Origin of the sequence: Desulfopila inferna (genome assembly GCF_016919005.1) — a bacterium.
Lineage (GTDB): Bacteria > Desulfobacterota > Desulfobulbia > Desulfobulbales > Desulfocapsaceae > Desulfopila_A > Desulfopila_A inferna.
Genome location: NZ_JAFFQE010000011.1, coordinates 24,412 through 44,094, shown reverse-complemented (window position 1 = coordinate 44,094; position 19,683 = coordinate 24,412). Strand labels below are relative to the sequence as shown.

Annotated in this window: 18 protein-coding genes and 1 pseudogene; 8 read left to right on the top strand and 11 right to left on the bottom strand. The window is 49.5% G+C overall.

Going from position 1 to position 19,683, the window contains the following annotated elements; genetic code table 11:
* Positions 1-278 precede the first annotated feature (278 nt).
* Both JWG88_RS20380 and JWG88_RS20375 read left to right on the top strand, forming a co-directional pair.
* Positions 279-794, top strand: a complete 516-nt coding sequence (locus JWG88_RS20380) for a DUF3750 domain-containing protein (RefSeq protein WP_371927121.1) — start codon at positions 279-281, stop codon at positions 792-794.
* A gap of 444 nt (positions 795-1,238) precedes the next feature.
* Positions 1,239-1,622: a cupin domain-containing protein gene (locus JWG88_RS20375; RefSeq protein WP_205235651.1), complete on the top strand. Its 384-nt coding sequence runs from the start codon at positions 1,239-1,241 to the stop codon at positions 1,620-1,622.
* A gap of 156 nt (positions 1,623-1,778) precedes the next feature.
* Here the strand turns inward: JWG88_RS20375 and JWG88_RS20370 are convergent, their stop codons facing one another.
* Together JWG88_RS20370 and JWG88_RS20365 are read right to left on the bottom strand one after the other, a co-directional pair.
* Positions 1,779-2,369, bottom strand: a complete 591-nt coding sequence (locus JWG88_RS20370; RefSeq protein WP_205235650.1) for a YeeE/YedE thiosulfate transporter family protein — start codon at positions 2,367-2,369, stop codon at positions 1,779-1,781.
* 13 nt (positions 2,370-2,382) lie between these two features.
* A complete protein-coding gene (locus JWG88_RS20365; RefSeq protein ID WP_205235649.1) occupies positions 2,383-2,895 on the bottom strand; it encodes a YeeE/YedE thiosulfate transporter family protein in 513 nt (170 codons plus the stop codon).
* Positions 2,896-3,384: 489 nt separating this feature from the next.
* Between JWG88_RS20365 and JWG88_RS20360 the strand changes: the two genes are divergently transcribed.
* Positions 3,385-3,792, top strand: coding sequence for a transposase (locus tag JWG88_RS20360; RefSeq protein ID WP_205235648.1), 408 nt, complete (start codon positions 3,385-3,387; stop codon positions 3,790-3,792).
* A gap of 68 nt (positions 3,793-3,860) precedes the next feature.
* Positions 3,861-4,192: pseudogene (locus JWG88_RS20355) on the top strand (transposase); the annotation flags it as partial.
* 66 nt (positions 4,193-4,258) lie between these two features.
* On the opposite strand, the gene JWG88_RS20350 reads toward JWG88_RS20355, so the two are convergent.
* Positions 4,259-5,023, bottom strand: coding sequence for a CheR family methyltransferase (locus JWG88_RS20350; RefSeq protein WP_205235647.1), 765 nt, complete (start codon positions 5,021-5,023; stop codon positions 4,259-4,261).
* Positions 5,024-5,119: 96 nt separating this feature from the next.
* Positions 5,120-5,674: a stage II sporulation protein M gene (locus tag JWG88_RS20345; RefSeq protein WP_205235646.1), complete on the bottom strand. Its 555-nt coding sequence runs from the start codon at positions 5,672-5,674 to the stop codon at positions 5,120-5,122.
* A gap of 239 nt (positions 5,675-5,913) precedes the next feature.
* On the opposite strand from JWG88_RS20345, the gene JWG88_RS20340 reads away from it, so the two are divergent.
* Positions 5,914-6,795, top strand: a complete 882-nt coding sequence (locus JWG88_RS20340; protein WP_205235645.1) for a DMT family transporter — start codon at positions 5,914-5,916, stop codon at positions 6,793-6,795.
* A 65-nt stretch (positions 6,796-6,860) separates the two neighbouring features.
* Here the strand turns inward: JWG88_RS20340 and JWG88_RS20335 are convergent, their stop codons facing one another.
* Positions 6,861-7,316, bottom strand: a complete 456-nt coding sequence (locus JWG88_RS20335; RefSeq protein ID WP_205235644.1) for a hypothetical protein — start codon at positions 7,314-7,316, stop codon at positions 6,861-6,863.
* Between the two features lie 203 nt (positions 7,317-7,519).
* Between JWG88_RS20335 and JWG88_RS22030 the strand changes: the two genes are divergently transcribed.
* Entirely contained in the window at positions 7,520-7,642 is a 123-nt protein-coding gene (locus tag JWG88_RS22030) for a hypothetical protein (RefSeq protein WP_306793146.1), read from the top strand.
* Between the two features lie 501 nt (positions 7,643-8,143).
* Here JWG88_RS22030 and JWG88_RS20330 read toward each other — a convergent pair.
* The 4 genes from JWG88_RS20330 to JWG88_RS20315 form a co-directional block, all read right to left on the bottom strand.
* Positions 8,144-8,959 (bottom strand): DUF1206 domain-containing protein, encoded by an 816-nt coding sequence (locus tag JWG88_RS20330; protein WP_205235643.1) that lies wholly within the window; start codon positions 8,957-8,959, stop codon positions 8,144-8,146.
* 63 nt (positions 8,960-9,022) lie between these two features.
* Positions 9,023-9,295, bottom strand: a complete 273-nt coding sequence (locus JWG88_RS20325; RefSeq protein WP_205235642.1) for a DUF4235 domain-containing protein — start codon at positions 9,293-9,295, stop codon at positions 9,023-9,025.
* Positions 9,296-9,796: 501 nt separating this feature from the next.
* Positions 9,797-12,094: an isocitrate lyase/phosphoenolpyruvate mutase family protein gene (locus JWG88_RS20320; RefSeq protein WP_443112645.1), complete on the bottom strand. Its 2,298-nt coding sequence runs from the start codon at positions 12,092-12,094 to the stop codon at positions 9,797-9,799.
* The gene (locus JWG88_RS20315; protein ID WP_205235640.1) at positions 12,075-13,970 is read right to left on the bottom strand and encodes an aldolase/citrate lyase/malate synthase family protein; all 1,896 of its coding nucleotides are present in this window, start codon (positions 13,968-13,970) and stop codon (positions 12,075-12,077) included. Before JWG88_RS20315 ends, JWG88_RS20320 begins: the two co-directional genes overlap by 20 nt.
* 131 nt (positions 13,971-14,101) lie before the next feature.
* Here JWG88_RS20315 and JWG88_RS20310 point away from each other — a divergent pair, with 131 nt between their 5' ends.
* A complete protein-coding gene (locus JWG88_RS20310) occupies positions 14,102-15,583 on the top strand; it encodes a helix-turn-helix transcriptional regulator (protein ID WP_205235639.1) in 1,482 nt (493 codons plus the stop codon).
* A 323-nt stretch (positions 15,584-15,906) separates the two neighbouring features.
* Positions 15,907-17,196 (top strand): hypothetical protein, encoded by a 1,290-nt coding sequence (locus tag JWG88_RS20305; RefSeq protein WP_205235638.1) that lies wholly within the window; start codon positions 15,907-15,909, stop codon positions 17,194-17,196.
* Between the two features lie 272 nt (positions 17,197-17,468).
* Here JWG88_RS20305 and JWG88_RS20300 read toward each other — a convergent pair whose 3' ends face one another.
* Positions 17,469-18,329, bottom strand: coding sequence for an Ig-like domain-containing protein (locus JWG88_RS20300; RefSeq protein WP_205235637.1), 861 nt, complete (start codon positions 18,327-18,329; stop codon positions 17,469-17,471).
* 290 nt (positions 18,330-18,619) lie between these two features.
* Positions 18,620-19,450 carry an aldo/keto reductase family protein gene (locus JWG88_RS20295; RefSeq protein WP_205235636.1) on the bottom strand — a complete coding sequence of 277 codons (831 nt, stop codon included), beginning with the start codon at positions 19,448-19,450 and terminating at the stop codon, positions 18,620-18,622.
* Positions 19,451-19,683: the final 233 nt, after the last annotated feature.

The following is a 19,683-nucleotide window of genomic DNA, read 5'->3' as shown; positions in this document are numbered from 1 at the left end:
ACTCTCATAAAAAAGCCATTGAGATTGCCGAAGAGGCTCTCAAGAGCAACAGCAAAGCCATACTGCCCTGCCAGAGATATTTGCAGCGCAGAGCAGAAGATATGATTACTGTTTACCTGATTTTATCAAGACCGCAGGTATACGTCTATTTTCAGGTTAATGTTCCATCCCGTTCTTAACGGGTGCAGGTATGTACATTATTGTACAGGAGATTTATGGTGAAGTTTCAGAGCAGGAAAATTCTTGCAGGAATATATTCTTTTATCTTTGCCGGATTGATGGGGATCTCGGGATGCACGGACGGCGACTGGCGAACTGCAAGTCGTCAATCGGCCGGATTTGCGCCGGATCCGGCAACTACCAGAGAAGCGGTCCTGCAGGTTTATGGGGCCAGCGCCTGGAGCTGGCGCGGTTTATTCGCAATCCACACATGGGTAGCCGCGAAGCCGAGCGGTGAAACCGCATATACAGTTTACGACGTGGTCGGCTGGCGCGGCAGAAATGGCTCGCCGGTGATGAGGATCAGGCAGGATATACCCGACCGGTATTGGTATGGGGAGAAGCCCCGTATTCTCAAGGAGCATGTCGGAGAAGGTGTAGATGACCTCATTGCCGCCGTAGAACAGGCAGCGGCTGCATATCCCTGGAAAACAACCTACAAGGTGTTTCCCGGGCCAAACAGCAACACTTTCACTGCCTGGATCGGAAAAGAAGTGCCCGAACTCGAACTGGATCTGCCTTTTTCGGCCATCGGCAGCGGCTATGCCTACAGGAACAATGTGGAAGCGAATTAAACTGAAATCCGGCAATAAGCTGTGATTCCCTTAAAAATCCTGCCGAAATGATCCGGAAGCCGTTTGTCTTTCTCGAGAGGAGAAAAAGGGGAGATCCGGAACCATCGGGGAAATGAACATTTTCCAACATCCTTTGCACAGGCTGTTAACAGAGTTATTAACAAAGTTATCAACATTGCCTGGCGCTGCAGGCCGGTTAAGTTTAGCTCCAATTGCGATATTTTTTTATATCAGCGAATTGCCATGAATTGAAGACTCACAGTAGACTTCATAGTTACAAGCTGTTTCAAGGATATTCGCGGTTGAAATTGCCAAAATGCCACACCACACCGTAGTATTCTTTCACTACTCAGCTGGTGATTTGGTGAGACTAAATCATGCAGCTTTTTACTGAAATGAGGTTGTATGATATCCTGATATGTTAATAAATCGAGGAGAACATCCATGCGAATAGCAAAAAATGACATACCTGTGAGAATTGATGTCCCGGGAGCAACGGCTCGGCAAGTGAAAGATTTTGGCGATGCCACTGGTTACGGAAAGATTGGAGGGGAATATTTTTCACTGGCCGTTGGTACTGATCTTGCGCCGCTACTAAAAGGTTTGCAAGATGACTTATGCCAGTCACCGCATTGGGGCTATATAATTGAGGGCAAATTAACGGTCGGCTTTGCAGACGGACATAATGAAACAGTGGTAGCCGGTGATCTGTTCTACTGGCCTCCGGGGCATACTGTGAAAGCCGATGAAGACACGGAAGTGATTCTTTTCAGTCCTGAGCATGAACACTCACAGGTAATTAACCATATTCTTGAGAAAGTTCAGTGATAATAGTCTCTTTAGCGAGACCACTCATGATCTCGCTTCTTGCTAATTCGCAAAGTCTATTCAACTGGTTCTATCTGTTGAAAAACGGCTTCTGATTATGAGAAAAAGGCCGCGCACTGCTACAAAGCCAGTGTACAGCGTTAGCGCAACTCCTCTTCAGACATCACCTGCCGCTTTTCTCCCGCTTCCGGAAGGCACTCCGTCATAATCAAGCCCCAAGTCTTCCCGCCAGGGCCGCCATTTCTCCAGGAAAAACAGAATCACCGCAATCAGCACCGCCATAATGAGAGCCAGCAGCCAGAAAGGAAGGCCGATGACATCCGCCAGGGTTATCTCTCCGGGACCGGAATTTAACGGTGCCAGGGTCGACTCCAGATAGCCGTAGGCCATGGCACCCAGAATCCCACCGGCAAGGATGGCCCAGGCGTCTTTATAGCCGGCGCCAACCTGGGCGAGCACAGTTCCGGGGCAGGCACCAGTCAGGGCCATGCCCACTCCGAAGAGCAATCCACCTAAAATCGTTGCGGGAAATATCGCCGGCTTGGCATGCAGAGAAATCAAGCCGCTGCCGTAGAGGACTGCAACAACCACCATAGTGGTGGCAATGGCACTCATGAACATTTTGATCAACAGCCAACTGCGCAACTGAAACTGGCCGATTATGATACCCGGCTCGAAGACGCGTCCCTTCTCAAGAGCGATTCCGAAAACGATACCCATTGCCAGACCTACAATTATATAAAGCATAATACTTTTCTCCCTAAATTTTTTTGTAGAACCGGGATACGACGATGCCGGCTATAAAGAAGGAGAGAGTAACCACGATTGAGCTGACGGCGAGCTGCCCCACTCCCGAGAGGCCATGTCCGCTGGTGCAGCCACCCGCCCATCGCGCCCCGAAGAGCATGATAAAGCCTCCGGCAAAGCCCATGAGCATACGCGGCCATAAACCGGTAATGCCGCAGGCCTTTGTCCAGACCGGAGAAAATGACTGGCGCGCCGCCCCGGAGAGCTTTCTCGAGAGATAGGCACCAAGAGCAATAGCAAACACCATGCTGCCCTGCCAGAGATATTTCGTGGAGGTCATGTACTTGTTGAAGTAATCCATTGTCATGATATCGGAGTCAAATAAGCCCGCAAGATATCCTGACACCGCTGTATAGGACGAGGAGGCGCCGATGGGAGAAGATATAATAAGAAGTGCGGGGATCTGTAAAAGCCCCACTATGATTCCTGCCAGATATGGAGACCAGGCCTTGCTGCGCAGATTCATAACTGTATCCTCCTTTAAAATGCTTATCGTAACTTCTACATATGCTATTGCTGGATCGAATGAAGATTGAAAAGTTACTGCGACTACATGTTAAAAGTATAAGAGAATTTCTATCTAATTCAAGCTATTGGATCATAAAGTCTTGTGCTACGGTGTGGCAGCATAAGATACAGAGCGGCTGTCTTATTACGATTTTTCCGGCACGGCCACTCCAAAAAAAACTCTGATTATCAATAAAAAACTCAGCCAGTTTCAAGCCGTCTGACTTGAAAATTTTACAAAAACCCATTAGTACCGTCATTCCGGACCCCGATCCGGAATCCAGAACTCCATTCAGGCGAAAAGCCATTCATATTGTTGCCGGCAGCCGATAGCACATCCCGCTGCTCCGGCAGGCTCTTGGACTTCTTTACTCTGCAGTTTTGATGTAGGTTGAAAAAAGTGGACACCAAAACGCTATTTTTATAAACAGAAAGCGGAGGTGCCATAATGAAGAGAATTCCACAGGGAAGTTACTCGAAAGAATTTCGTGAAGAAGCTGTAAAACTTGTCATTGACCAAGAGCTGAGCATTCCAGAGGCATCCCGACGTCTCGATATCCCTAAATCCACTATCAGTAATTGGCTGAAAGCAAAAAAGGCAGGGAAGTTGGGGACAATCGGTAAAAACAGGCGAGAATTGAGTGATACTGAGCTAGAATTAGCTCGATTAAAGCGAGAGCTGGCCCAGGTGAAAATGGAGCGAGATATCTTAAAAAAAAGCCGCGGCATATTTTGCGAAGGAGTCGATATGGAATATGCCATAATCGAGGAACTTCGGCTCCATTATCCTGTAAAAACTCTCTGTAATCAGATGGACCTGTCAGAAAGCGGATATTGTGTCTGGCGCTCAAGTTGAATTCTCCCTTGCCAACGTTAAACCTGATACCGAATGTCCGAAAGACCTGTCTGTAATGAGTCAAGCGTATGATAAGTCTGAAGAAATACCAATGGTATAAACGGTTGAATAATCTTAATTACATTGCTACTTCCAATCACATTCATATGCTCGTCGTTGACACCGGAGAGGACGTTATCCCCAAAAGACTTCAATTGATAGCTGGCAGGACTGCTCAAGAGTACAACATTCGCAAGAACAGAAAGGGTGCATTCTGGGAAGATAGATATCATCCAACAGCAGTTCAGGCTGATCAACATTTGGCAAAATGTCTTGTATATATAGATCTCACTATGGTGAGAGCGGGTGTGGTTCGAAATCCTTCAGCTTATGGCATTACAACGAAATCCAGACACCTCCAAACGGTATTCTATTGTATCATGCGCCTCAAAAAAATGTGGCTGATTCTAAGATGAACTGGTCCATTTTACCAAGACGGGAGGTGGTAGATGAAGGGGCACTGTTTGTCACGGACGAGGCTGACAGCCGATGCCGGCAGCCATTCATGGGCACCGACGATGAAAAGGCCACCCGGCGCCAGGGTCTGGACGATGCGACCAATGGCAGGATCGAGCAGGGGCTCGCGGTAATAGGTGAGGAGATTATTGCGCAGCAGGATGATATGGAACCTCTTTGCTGGAGGCTCCTCGATCAGATCGTGCTTCCGCCAGACGATGTTTTCCTTGTAATGAATGCGGATGGCAAAGGAGTCTTTCCCTATCCTGCTGAAGGAAGACTCAATATCTTCCGTCGAGAGCTCCTTGAGGCCGCTTTTCTGATAGATACCGTGGCGGGCACGCTCGAGGCAGACCGGCTCGGCATCGCTTGCGAGTATTTGCAGGGATCCCGTCAATCCCAGCCTGTGCCGGAGGATAGCGAGGCTGTAGGTTTCCTCACCGCAGGCGCAGCCAGCTGACCAGGCCGACAGCCCTGCGGGAAAACGGAGTGCAAGTTCCTTGAGCAGGCGATGTTCGAGGTGCTGCCATACCTGACGGTCACGGAAGAATCTGCTGATGGTGACCCGCAGATGGGCCTGGCAGATCTGCATGGCACCGGGATCTCGTTCCAGGAAGTCGATATAGCAGTCAATGGTGGCACAGCCAATCTCTTCCATATGGCGGCGCAACCGCTTCATCACCCCTTTGCGCACTTTCCTGTAGCCCTGCCAGGGTCGGTCGAGATAGTCAAGCAATGCTCTGAAGCCGTTGACGTCGAGTATGGGATTTCCCTTTCGGATCTTTTATGCCTCTTTTAACTGCGGTTGTGGGCCCAAATCGTGAGCGAAACCTCATGCCAGGCCGATACGTACTCCTTCGATGATGGCGGCTATCACCAAAAGGGGCAGGACCAGATGGAAAAAGATGAAATAGCCTTTTTTAGCCCTCTCCCCGTAGGTCTCCTCTTTGTTTTTCCTGAATAACCAAAAGCCTCGCCACAGACCAATACCGCATGCCAGGAAAAAAGCGGGGAGTTCGAATATTCCGTGAGGGAGGATGTTGAGGACGCTGATGAGGGGGTTCTCCTGCAATGATAAGACGGCCCCCAGCAAGTATCCGTTCTGAGCGGCGGCATAAAGGGGGAAGACCCCCAGCAGGATTCCCGTCCACAGGACCAGGAAGGAAGCCAGAGCGTTTTTCATAAACAGGAAGATCACTATGGTGGGAATAGTGCTGTTTTTTAAAAAATCGGCCACTTCGGCCAGATAGCTGAAAGAGTTGGGAAAAAGCATGGGCCGAAAAAATCCAACACTCGCACCGGCCGCGAAAAAGGCAAGAACCGTCAACAAATAAGGACGGATTTCCCTGGCGTGGAGAATTATTTCCCGAAAAAAAGGTAAAAACATGATTCGTCCTCCCCCTTCATTCTGTTCTATCCTCGCATTGCCGGATTGTCTACAAAGAAAACAGTATATACTTTCTGAATAAATGGGGCAAAACCAAAGACCAAAATTACCGATTCTGAATGGCTCCATATGAGTCAACTGGGGTCGGAGGTGGCCGCAATTGTACCCGTTTCAACGAGAGTAAGGCCATTTATCGCAGCCATAAGCATTTTGATTGGATACTGAAAAAAGGAGGTCGAATGCAGGGCGTGAGTACAGCTTTCGTGGCGCTGGCGGCTCTTTTATGGGGGGTATCAGGCGGAATCGGCGGAATTCTCATCGGCAACGGCTGGGATGCTTTCGTGGTGTCGTTCTACCGGGGTGTGATCGGGCTGTTGTTCGTTCTCGTCTGGCTGATGCTTCGCCCGCGCTGCAGCGGGTTGGCAAGTCGTCGATTATGGTTCTGGTCGACGATTGCCGGCCTCGGCGTAGCCGGCAACTTCGCGTTCTATTTCGTGAGCATTGCGGAGGGCAGTGTCGCGGTCGCAGCTACATTGATGTACTGCGCGCCAGTGTTCGTGTATCTGGTGTCATTCGCACTAAAGCTTGAAAGGCCCAGCGCGCTGAAGTGGTTTGCGATTACAGTGGTGATGGTTGGCATCGCTTTGCTCACACAGATTTACGACACCAGTGCGAGCGGTGTAACGCTTCTCGGTGTGGCTGCCGGACTGCTTGCCGGGCTGTCCTACGCGGTATTCATTTTTGGTTTCAAATATGCTGCGCCGCACGGGAGCCCGCAGGCGATTCTCTCAATTTCGTTTGCGCTAGTTGCCGCCATCCTTATCTGGCCGGGCGATGCCAGCCAGACCGTTGCAGCCCTGAGTACACCGGATTGGCAGCTGTTCACCGGACTAGGTGTGCTTGGCGCGGGAGTGTCGTTCATTCTTTATGTCATGGGGCTGAATCATACCGCGCCGGCCGTAGCCTCAATCGTGGCAATGGTCGAACCGGTTACCGCGTCGCTGTTCGGCGTCGTGGTTTTACATGAAAGCCTGGTCGGTCCGCAAATTTTCGGCATGGTGCTGATCTTAATCACAGTGACCGCACTGAGTCTATTATCACGCTCAGGACCGGTTACCTGAAAAGCAGAAATACTAAAAATTGCGTGATACGGCAACGGCCAGAGCAAGGCAACTTTTAGTAACCTTTATTTTCCGGTAGGCGGGGGTGTGAATTTTCCGGCCACAGGTGGCGACAGGAATACGCGTTTGAGAAGATCCAGAGAAAATGGCTCTTTTTTATTCCACGGCAGAAGATACAGCATCCGTGCTAAAGGACAGTAGCCTAAAAACAGATTGGCGGCTAACCCGGCTATGGTAATATACATCAATATTTCCATGAATGGAACATAGGTTCCAATTGCCACCCAGACAAAATACGCCAGGCGAACCTGAACGGGAAATGCAGAAACATGCAGGCCATGCAGCAAGAGAACCAGCAAAGCATGTGCCGCCGAAAGGAAAACCACATATTGCCATAATCCACGTTCCCATAAACCGGCAAGCAAACCAATCCAGGTGACAAACCATATTCCCCACAACACACGCTTCCTTATTTTGGCGGGTATCTTTTCCCATAATGTGTTGTCTGCTGTTAAAAACATGATAATACTCTTCGGAATTTTTCCTTGGGTTGATCGTGATGGTCCAATGGGCACAGCTTGCTGAACATGTTTATCTATCGACTAGCAATATGATAATTATGGAGTCTTCTTGATGCAATCTGGTTCTTAGCCTGGAGAGGTCCAGGGCAGGGGCACCGTGGGAACGGAATGTAGAGAAAAATGGGGTTCGGCCTGGATGAGCAATGATGCCGCGTCTGCTGGAAAGCGACGATACAGTCGCCACCCCTGAGAAATGCCCGGCTCGGATCACTGTCGTGGACAATCCCCATATTAGTGTTCGCGGCACGTATTGTGCTAAATCTTGAACTGCTCTACCAAAATAATGGGAGTTGGAGTAGGGGATGCGTTTGGCTTAATCTCACGCGTTTTTTTTATAACCTCCAGACACCGTCCCAGACGGTATTGTTAATCGGCAAGCCCTTATTGGACCTTTTTTGCATACAGGACCAGAAGCATTTCCGCCAGATGCATGGAGAGTGGGTTGATCTTGAATTAATGAATGATAAGCTCAAAAGACAATCATTCTGGCGTGAGTCAATAGCTGTAGGTGATGAAAGTTCAGCAGGAGCTTTAAGGTAGAATACCCGGTTGCATTTCAGAGATTCTATTTTAGACCCTTGTTTCATGATTGTTGCTTAACTATCTTTTTGTTCAGGTAAAATTTAAGTTTTTTTGCAATTCGCATGCATATGGATTCTTTCAGCGAAGGAGACAATAGAGCTATGGAGTGGATTCGCAATGAGATGTTCGAGAGTTAACGGATACTGATTTTTCAATACCTTGCCAAAAAATTTACATACTCCATATCACGGATGTATTCGTCTATAGATTCCTTCCAGAAAGCTGTAGGTCCCGAAGGCGAAGAGGCCAAGGGCGACCACACCAAGTAATATGCTCCCATAGGCTTGTTGCTGAATGAATTCAAGGGCGGCATCAAGACCTTTGGCCTTTTGCGGGTCGTAGGTCCAGGCTGCATAGGCAAGGAAAAAGGCTATGATGGCAAAGACAACGGCTCGGGCGATCAGGCCGAATTTTATTATGGGGCTTACCTTTTCCATGAGGCTGCTATCCATGGCGAAATATTTCTTGTATTTCTCTTTTAATGCCTTCAGCGCATGAGCGATGCCCGCACCGAGAATGCACAACGCCACTATCCCCACCAGCCACCGCCCCCATGGTTGCTGCATGAGCATTGCCGCCATTCCCTTGGACCCGCCGCCACCGTTGCCGCCACCGTTGCCGCCACCGGAACCAAACAGCATGTTTAGGGCGTATACACCCAGCAAAGTGTGGGTAACGGCACTGACCAACAAACCACCGCGGATGGCAAGTCCTTTTGGGTCCGTACCATGACCATCGACATCCTTGATGGCCTGGACAAAGCGCCAAAGGGCATAACTGAAGAGACCGAAAGCTATGATTCCGATCATTATATCTCCCAAGGGAGTGGACATGACGGATTGCAGAGCACCTTTGGTGCCGGAGGTCTTTCCTCCTTTTCCAAGTGCGGCTAGAAGCGCGAGTGCCCCAACGACAATATAAACGACACCTCGGGTACAGTAGCCGAGACGCGCCATCCATACCAATTTTTCCTGTGCTTGTTCTTGGGGCGATGTCGACATGTTTTCACCTCATGGTTCTGAACCACTATAAATAAGCTTTGCAGCAATATGTCGGATGCGAAGTCAGTCGGAAAGCAGTTTTCTTACTCCACTGTCGATTTTTGGGCGGAGGGCAACTTTCGCTGCACCGAGGAGTGCTCCGGTGGCGGCTGACCAGAGCAGCGCTCTGCGCCAGGTGACGTTCTCTTCTTTCGGATTTCGCGGAGCAGTGCTGCCGATGACTTTCTCATAGGCTGCATCGATTCCCATTTTCATGATATAGGCGCTGAGTATCACAGCACCGCCCATGAGGGCTTTTTCAAGATTTCCTCGACTAACTGGGCGCGTTAGTTTCATTCATGTTCTCCTCTTTTATACATTCACTTTCGAAAATGTGAAAATTGCAGTCAAGCTCTGTCATTCTCCTTTTCTCTGGAAAGACCCTTCTGATATTTTCTAGATGCAAGATGTATTCCTAATGTGTTCCCCTCGGAAAACCCCTGCACGGCCCTTTTATCCGTCCTCGGCTATATGCTCAGAATTATTTTGCCGAATTATCAATGTAATGCCTGTCGAAAGCATTGCTTATCGAATCTGTGGGGATTGCGTCATCGACCCGGTGGGATTATATGCAACAGTGGAAATAGCAACTTCTCCCGTAAAGTCGGATTATCCTGTTGTGTCGGACAGATGGTTAGGTCGGCGGAATGATTCACCCACACCTTTACCCTGTAGCGTTTCGAGAGATGCCGGCGCTCTTTTCAGGGTGGAGTTCGATCGGGGATGCGGAGTAAAGAAAGAATAAGCTGCACAGGCAGAATTAAACAACCTGTACAGCCGTATGTAAGTCCGCTGATCTTAGACAACTGCCTCTTCTTTGGATAGAAGTCGGTCGATTCCCTGTTTTTTGGGATTGACCAGTTGACCAACAACATCTTTATCCACATAAGCCACGATAATATCACCAATTTCTTCCTTGGCGTCTTTGAATATACCAAACCTTTTCATGCCATTGGTTTGATGGCGATTGTCATCGCTTGGGGTCATATACTGCATGATGTCAGCTTTATAGCGGTAAATTAAATAGAGTTGAAGCAGGGTCATGAACCTTTTTCTGCGGAGACTGGTATCATGGACCTCCTGATTACGGATAAACAGAAACACCTTATCTTCACGATCACGCAGAACGGTAAATATCACCTCAGCTATTTTGGTTTCCATCGCGTCGAGAACATCGAGCTCCAAAATATCCGCGCCTGAACTCTGCGGTCTCAGCACGACCTTGAGCTCTGCATTAAGATTATACTTTTTCGACCACTTGGCCAACCACTCCTGAAGTATGGAAATCGGCGGTTCGATCTGAATAAGATGCTGAAATTGGGTGGACCCTTTACCCATGGCCTTGGTGGTGGCTGTTCTCCCTGTTGAGGCGCTAAGTGCACTATCGAGCCGGGGACCCCCGACCAGCGATTGGGGGGTGGTATAGGGTGATTCCAACAGCCGCAGTTTACGCTGCAGGCGAGCAAGAGCGAGCATACCATCCTGCTGGAGAGCACTGGCCAGCTCTTCTCCGGCTATACCATCCGCCTGATGACCGCCATAGGTGATGAAATTAAAAACATATCCCAGCTTACCTATTTCCGCGGGAAACTGCCTCATTTCCTCATCGCTCATTCCCGTGGTATCCCAGTTAAATGAAGGAGAAAGATTATAGGCGAGCATCTTTTCCGGGTAGGCTGCGTGGATGGCCTTGGCGAACACAGCCGCATCTTCCAGGTCGGCGGTTTTGGTTTCCATCCAGATTATATCCGCATAAGGGGCAACGGCCAGGGACTTGGCTATGGCAAATTCAATTCCTCCCCGAATCTGAAAAAAACCTTCGGTGGTCCTTGGCCGGTTCCAGTCCCAGCTGACATTGGCACCAATCTCTTTGGCCTTCTGCCTCGCCTTCCAGTGTGAGACTCCTTCGGCATACTTCAGCCACTGCTCCACGGTCATTTTTATCTCACGACCTTCATCAATGAGGAGTTGCAGGCGATCGGCCACAGCTTCTGGAAAGGTGCTGACTCCTGCTTCCGTCTCCCAGGCCGAGACCATCAGGTTTGTGGCTTCATCAATTATGCCTCCAAGCTCAAACTCATCTTCTGAAACCTTTTTGGCAATGATACTCTTAAGTTCTTCATAAATGCCGGCTGACTTAAACCATTTGATAGCGAGCTGATATTCATCCTCATCCAGGTCAAACAAGAGATGTCCCCGCACGTTTGTATGTCCGGATTCGTAGAACAGTCGATGCAGTGCCAAGGTGCAGAACTTGTAGAGCGGCACATCAAGGTTGGTTGCTCCAAGAATGAACGCCTGGTCCCTGCTGTCGTTATTGCTGTCGAGCAGGGTTGCCGCTTCTGCATCCGTTCTGGCAACGATAATTCCAGGAACCTGCATGATGTCCAGCTGAAAACGGGCGGTATTCAGTCTCTTTATTTGCTCATCCACGGAAACCAGAACCTTGCCGCCCTGATGTCCGCATTTTTTTGTGCCCGGTCGCTGGTCCTCGATATGGTAGCCGGGAACACCGACCTCGACGAAGCGTCGGATCAGATTGCGAACATGGGCATCGCCGCCGTGTCCGGTATCGGCATCAGCGATGATGAACGGACGAAAATCAAATTCCGGGGTTTTTTTTCTCTCCTCTTCCGTCATGCGGGAGCGAAAGAAATTCTGATTTCGATCAGCGGTCAGGAGTGCCCGTACAACTGGTGCCGCCTCGTCCGGAACCTGACTAAGCGGATAGGATGCCAGATCTGCCCCAGGATCTTCATTCTTCGAGCCCTTGGCAGATGTTGCCCAGCCGCCCAGGTATATTGCCGGTATGCCTTTTCTTTTTATGGCGACAGCCTGTCCGGGTGAGTATGGTCCGAAGGTGGTTACGGCAGTCTTATTGGCATAATTTTCCCGAAGCAGCGCATAAAATCCCGCCGCCGCTTCCCTGGCCACGGTATAGTCGTTTGCAATTGTCCCTTGCTGCTCTGCGACCTGACGTTCAGAATAAAGCCTTCGTATGCCCTCAAAACGTGGGCTGGAGAAATATTTCTTCAGTTCATCGATCTGTTCTTTCAGCATAATTTTCTCCTTCAGATTATGTGGTATAATCCAGATTCTCCGTTATTCTCTGACCGGTTTCCCTGAATTTTTTGATATACGCCTCGATACGTCTTTTACCTTCAGCCAAATCTTCATTATTGAGATTTATATTCAACAGATCGATATACCATGGTATTTTCACTTTCTCGGCGATATGGCACTTCACCATTTCATGGACAATCGGTAGAGTTGTCGACTTTGATCTTTCATGGACATCCCGGTTATCTGCCTTAAGAAGCTTTTCATATTCTTCGTGCAACAATCGTTCAAAGAGATCTTTGTCAAAGACCTGCCCCTTTTCAACCCCGGTTTCCGGGTCATCTTCAGTGATCACGGCTCCTTTGTGAACCCACTCCCAGAGAATGCTTAAGCGGATTTCACCGGTCGCCATATCTTCCATGAGATAAAGAATGTCATCGTTGCCGAAAAAATCGGCAGGCTTCAAAGCGGCTGCCTGAAATCCCTGGGAAAAAGCGTTACCGTACTGCAGGGCAACGCTGAGTAGATTCCGTGCTCCGCGAATGGTCCTCGGAGCATCTTCTAAAAGGAAAAGATCATCAGCATCATGCTGCTCATAACCAAGAGGCGGGAAGGCCCTGCCCAACTGATTCTTCTCCCCAATTTTTTGCCAGGCGGGACGAATAATGTGCACCATTTTCCAGTGAGCAACCCATTTGCCGCTTGCCCCGGCCTGCTGCTCACGTTCCGCTCCGGCAAGTGCATTTTTCATGCTGGTTTTTACCCCTTTTGCGGAACCGACCGGAATGTTCGGCTCCATTCCTCCCTGGAACAAGGCAAAATTACCGTTTATATCAGGGGTGTTGACACAGCGGCGAACTCTGTCCTCATAGTGACGCATATAGCCATAGGTCATGGTAATAGCTTCAATATTGGGGTTAATGAAACGAGTGTCCCATGCCATGGCATCGGCAACACTGTTTATATAATCCCAGCGACCAGTATTAAAACCAATAAAATGTCTCCCCAGTGCGGCACGGATTTCCATGATCTGAAAGGTTGCCTCCACCTGTTCCAAAAGAACATAGGCCAGAATAGTACCTTGCTGAAGACCTAGATGGGACTCCAGAGCATCAAGAAGCTTCCCCCAGAATGCGGCTTCTTCCGCAGTCTGTACTTTTGGAATATACAGCACCAGAGAAGAACCGGTGTTCTGCATTTCCTTATAATTATTGGAGATGTAGAGAGCGGTATCCACTATTGAAGCGGCAAGCCCGCGTCCCAGCTCATCCCGGAAATGCCGGTCATCAAGGTGCAGCCCGCGCGGTCTGAATATTCTGGTAGTGAATTGCAGCTGTTTCTGCCAGTCCTCGATGATCGTTTTACCTAAAAAGGATTCAGCCCAGCTGTTCATTTCAGCAGCAACTTTTTCGGCAGCAGTTAAAAATTCAGGATCATTGCGAAAAGCCAGCTTGAGGTTTCTCAAATTATCAAGAGACATGGTTTGGATCTGACCAAGAGCATCCTCTCCATCGAACATCCAGCCGTCAGCCCCGGAAAGCAGGGCATATGCCACATTTCGGATGCTGCTCTCGAGCGGTGCCCCCGGCTTTGCCGCCGGTCCGGTGCCCTGGATCCACTGCCTCTGCAAATCAGCGGGGATCCTCGGACCTTCAAATCTCCCCGCCCTCGCATCGGCAACCGTTATGCTGGTGCCGGCAATAGTCGAATCGGCATCCAGAAAGGTTATTCGCTCTTTTTCTGCAAATCTCCGCCTTCTTCTCTTACTGCGCCTTTCCATCAAGGCGATGCGCTCACCGTTAAGCGACGCCAGTTTCTCAAGAGTCTTCAGGGCATTAGGCTCAAGAACATCGGGATACTTCTGCAAGAGCTCTTTCGGGTACTGCAGTCGTGTAGTGGCTGAGGTATTCATGGCAACTCCTTTTTGTGTTAGTAATGAGTACAATAGGAATTGACGGAAGAGGTTGTCAAGCGAATATTCGCTAAATAAGATATTTCATTTTTTCTTGAAATTGCCGAATACATGAAGTACATGATGACATCATGGCAAAAACAACAAGCTCAGAAAACCTGAAAATTATTTTCGGGATTAAGATAAAAACCTTTAGAACCGAACAGGGATTATCTTTACAGACACTCTCCAGGAAATCAGGTATCGCTCTCTCCTATCTCAGCGAAATTGAATCCGGCAAGAAGTATCCCAAACCGGAAAAGCTGATAGACCTGGCACAGGCCCTGGGCGTGGACTACGATGAGCTGGTATCACTCAAGGTCGACAAATCCCTTGATCCCTTTACGGCACTTATCGATTCCGAACTGATAAAACAGTTCCCTTTTCATCTCTTTGGCATTTCGGCCCGGGACATCCTGGGCCTTTTTAAAAATGATCCGGAGAACGCCCATTCCTTTCTCCAGACCTTTCTGCAAATCAGCAGGGCCTATGACATGTCGGTTGAAACATTTCTTTTTGCCGCCCTGCGGACCTTTCAGCGATTGCATAATAATTATTTCCCGGACCTGGAAAAGCTGGCAGGTGATTTTTCAAAGCAAAATGAATTAAGCAGCAATACGTCAAGTTTCGCTCAAATCAAAAAGATCCTCGAAGAGAAACATAAGTACCATGTGGAGGAAAATGGTTTTTCGGATCATCCGGCGCTCAAAGGATTTCGCTCGATTCTCAGAGGCGAAAGGCATCTTTCTATCAACAGTAGGCTGCTCCCTGCACAAAAGGCCTTTATTATTGCCCGGGAACTCGGCTTCCTTGAACTTGGTATAACCGATCGACCGCAGACCTCGTCATGGATTGAGGTGAAGAGTTTCGATCAGCTGGTTAATAATTTCAAGGCATCCTATTTTGCCGGAGCATTGCTTATTGAAAAGGAAAGTTTCACAAGAGATGTCAAAAAATTACTGAGCAAAAGCACATGGGATGATAAGGCCATAACGGCTTTACTTGATTGCTACAAGGCCACTCCGGAAATGCTCCTCTATCGCATGAGTCAGCTGCTGCCGGGAGTCTTTGGCCTGGATGCTATTTTTTACCTGCGCTTTACAAATTCCAAAGACCGGTTTTCGGTAAAATTGACCAAGGAACTCAATATGACGGATACCCTGGTTCCATATGGTTTGGGCATCAGCGAGCACTACTGTCGGCGCTGGCTGCCGCTAAGGCTCCTCAAAAAAGTGCGCCAAGACGGTCTTTCCATCACAACAGGCGTACAAAAGATCCACTTTGTAAACAGCGGCACCAAATTCCTCCTCCTCAGTCTGGCACGACCGCTCTCGCTTGCCAGGGAGCGAGGCTCGGCAATTGTGATTGGCTTTAAAATTGACAAAAATTCCCGAAAACACATCAAATTTTTGGATGATCCAGCAATTGTAGAGGAAGATGTGGGAGAAACCTGCGAGCGCTGCCCACTCACCGACTGCAGCGAAAGAGTTGTGGAAGCCTCTATTATCAGCAGGCAAGACCGGTCAACAAGAAGAGAATCAGCTTTGCAGCAATTTCTAGATAGAAATTGCTGATTTCAGCATACCAATTATATGATAGGTGGTAAATCACTATTAGTAAGCCCTTCCTGACTTTTCTGCAGATTCCTTTCCTTCAGCCATCAATATCAAGCAATTTTGGCTTTTCAAGAAGTTACTTTACAATTCAGCGGAACCTGACATTGGAAAATCGGATGTTCCGCGACCAGGGTGCATGACGAAAAAGTGTGGTCCATTTATTGCAAGGAATGGAAGAATCGAACATGCGGGCGATGATTGTTGGGTTTCGCGGGCTCATTTCTTCTCCAAAGCCATCGTCGTGGAGGAATACACCATACCAATATGGAGGATGAAGGAGTATGAAAAGTGCGAAGATATCTTCTGGTTTGCTATTGATTTCCGTAGTTTATTCGATTTTTCTCGCCTTTTCCGTTTCGGCTGCGCCGCTGATAATCGATCACAGACACACCGACATTACCGTCCTGACCAGGGAGGCCATCGAACAGGCCAAGGAACGACTCCACATTGCCTATGGGCACACATCTCACGGCAGCCAGCTGACTACGGGAATGGCTGGTCTGGTTGAGTTCGCCAACGGCGGGGGGCTCGGTCTGTCCCTGCCGGCAAATATTTTCGCCTGGAACAACGGCGGAACAGACGGAGCCCTGGATCTGCATGACTCGTTCATGATCGGAGACGCCGGCGGCTATCCGCAGTGGGTGGATAGGACCCGAGAATATCTTGACAACCCTGAAAACAGCGATGTCAATGTCGTCATCTGGTCCTGGTGCGGTCAGGTGAGCGATAAATACAGGGCCGGGACCCTGGAAAGCGAGTACCTCCTGCCCATGACTCGGCTGGAGCAGGATTATCCGCAGGTAAAATTCGTCTACATGACCGGTCACGCCCATATCGATGAAGACGCCGACACCAAGGCCGGCAACGAGATCATAAGGAACTACTGTCGAGCCAATGAAAAAATACTATACGACTTCAATGACATAGAAAGCTACGACCCAGACGGCACATATTATGAGTTTCCCGATGACAGCTGCGATTACCATGCCAACCCCTGGTTTTCGCGGATAGGCAACTGGGCCATCGAATGGCAGGATAGCCATGTTGAAGGAGATGACTGGTATAACTGCGAATCCGCTCACAGCCAGCCGCTAAACGCCAACCGCAAGGCCTACGCCGCCTGGTATCTTTGGGCGGCTCTGGAAGGATGGACACCCGCTGGAGTCGATATACATGCAAGCGGTGGCCAGACGACGGTGACGGAGGGAGGAGAAGGGGCTGACTACCAGTTTGTTCTACGGTCCCAGCCTTCAGGCGAGGTTATCATCGACCTCGATCCGGATATACAAACGGATATCTCGAACGGCGCGGGCGGGGCGCTGTCGCTGAATTTTACGCCGGCCACCTGGAACATCCCACAAAGGGTACAAGTGACAGCCGTCGATGATTCCTGGGTGGAGGGACAACACATGGGAACCATTAGCATCAGGGTGACAAGCAGCGACCGCGCCTACGACGGTGTCGAAGTGGACGACATCACGGTGGTCATATTAGACAACGACCAGCAGGGGGGCTCGCATCCCACTGAGGGTATTCGCCTGCTGCTGTTGCAGCGTGACCAAGGCGAATAATTGCTCTTGAAGCAGCAGCACAATGGCTTTTCCTGCCCAGTGATCCCGCTTCACTTCGGCCCGGTCCGATTGCGCCGGAAATTTCCGATCGCATCAGACAAGATATTCCTCCACCGGCCAAGACAGCCGGAAGTATGATTCGTGCTCCCTTTCACTTCCGTCTATCCCCGCATTGCCGGAATTGTCTACCAAGAACAAAAGTATATAGAGTCTTCCTTGGCAAAGGAGAAATCATCAGCCACGGGGATCAGTTACAGGAATTATATCTACATCTACAGTAGCCGCGGACGAATCAAGTCTGCCGTCATTGGCCTTGATGGTACTCTGCCGGTGGCATTTTCCTCCGGCTCATATGAAAAGGCGCCTGTGTTTCTGTTTGTGATGGAAGCTGTGACTTTGGTGCCGTTACCGGCAATGCTGAAGCTCAGAGGATCACCATCACGATCGGAACCGGAGAGTTGACCTTCGAAGATCGAATCTTCAGCCACAGTAATCGACGCTGGATTCGCAGTCGGTGATCCATTTATCTCGAGGATTGAAACATCCACAGTTGCCACTGCTGAATCTGCCGTGCCGTCACTGACCTTGAATGTGAAGATATCGCTGCCGGTGGTATCGGGAAGAGGCGTGTAGGTAAAAGATCCGGCTTCATTGTCTATAATGGCAACAGTACCTTTTTCTGGATTTGAAACCAGCAGGTAGGTTAATGGGTCATTGTCTGCATCTGTTGCACTCAGACTGCCGCTGTATTGGATATTTTCGATAACAATTATGGCACTATCAAATGCCATCGGTGCTGTGTTTTCCTGAGGGGGAAGAGCAATTTCGCTGGTATAGTCACTTTCCAAAGTGCCCCTGTATGCCGTGAGCGCGAAATAGTATGTCTCGATATTTGAAAGGCCGGTCAGAGTGAAGGAGGTGACATTGCCGGTTTCCACCGGAGAAGGTCCCTCTTTTGCTCCTCTCCCGTCATAGGGCGGTCCGCTGCTTCCTGATTTATAATACAACCTGTAGCCGTCAATATCTTCCGGATTTTCAACCCAGGCAAATGTGACATCACGGGAATACGCGCTAGTGGCAAAAACCATGAGAAAGATCAATTGTCCGAGAATTAATCCAGCGATACATAACATTCGATTTTTGTTTTTTCTCATAGTAAGAGCCACTGGCAAGCAAGGGGAATTACGCAAAAAAAAGCCCAATTACCTGCTGCACCTTGGGCAGTTTACAGCAGCAGGATTAATAAAAACTATAATGCACAATTCAAACCCTGGAAAGCTCCATGGTGGCTTTTCATGCCGGCAGGCGAGTAAGTCGTTCGAATAAATGCGCGATGACATCTGGAAGAGAGGTTATTATTGTGGTCCGCCCTCCATTGAGGGTCAGCGTTGTCAGCGTTGAGGCCGGAAGTTGTTCCAGATGCTTACGACAGCAGCAGGTCGATGGCATGCCTATCCGTGTCGCTGAGGGCGAAATCGAAGATGTCGATATCCTGGCGCATATGCTCTTGCGACGTGGTGCCGGTTAAGGGGATGATACCCGAGAGGCTGAGGTAGCGGAAAAAGACCTGTGCCTCCGTTTTCCCAAGCCGCCCGGCGATCTGTCGCACGACGTTACTGGCCATGATATGGGGATTGGCCGTCAGGGTCCAGAAGCCTTGGTAGATGATGCCTTTTTCCGCACACCAGGCGCGCAGGCTGCGGTCATAGCCCGTCTGCTGATAGAAGCGGTTCTGTACGACGGCGGGCTTGATTTCGGCATCATCATATAGCGCTGCCAGCAGGTCCGGCGTATAGCAGTTGCTGATACCCAGCTGCGAGGCGCCGCCATCCTTGTAAATTCTCTCCATGGATCGCCACACATTCATCAGCAGGGAATGCGGGGCCAACGGAGAATGCAGGATGTAGGAATCGATATGATCCGTCTGCAGATTGTCCTGCGAGGCTGCAAATGACTGCAGGACCTGATCCTCCACAGGCGCATTCCTGTCATACGGCACTTGGGCCGGATCCTGTCCCTGGAGAGGTGTGAACTTGGTCTGCAGAAAGAGTTCTTCCCGTTGTATTCCCTGCTCCTGCAGGCGTCGCAAGGCCTGACCCACTCGAGGTTCATCGTAGTGTTTCGGTTGCGCGGCGGTATCGATGCCGCGGAATCCTGTAATAACAGCCTGTTCAACCAAATCGGCGGTTTGTTCTTTTTTCCAGGCCGTGCCGTAGAGAATGCGGGGAATTCGCAAACCGGCCGAAGTCGTCATCCACATTTCCTTGCGCATATCCAACAGCTCCTCTTTATTTTCTTCTCGGGCTTATCCACGGTTGTTTGATATACATATACGATGGTTATGAATGTTGGTCCGTCAATGCCTTCTGCCTGACTGGATTTTGGTGTTAACGGGTGATACCGGACATGCATTTGCATATACCTAAATCAGCAATCGTTATTTCCCCTGGAGCCGCCCCGGCTGAGTGCTTGTGGCTTCCCGTGAAA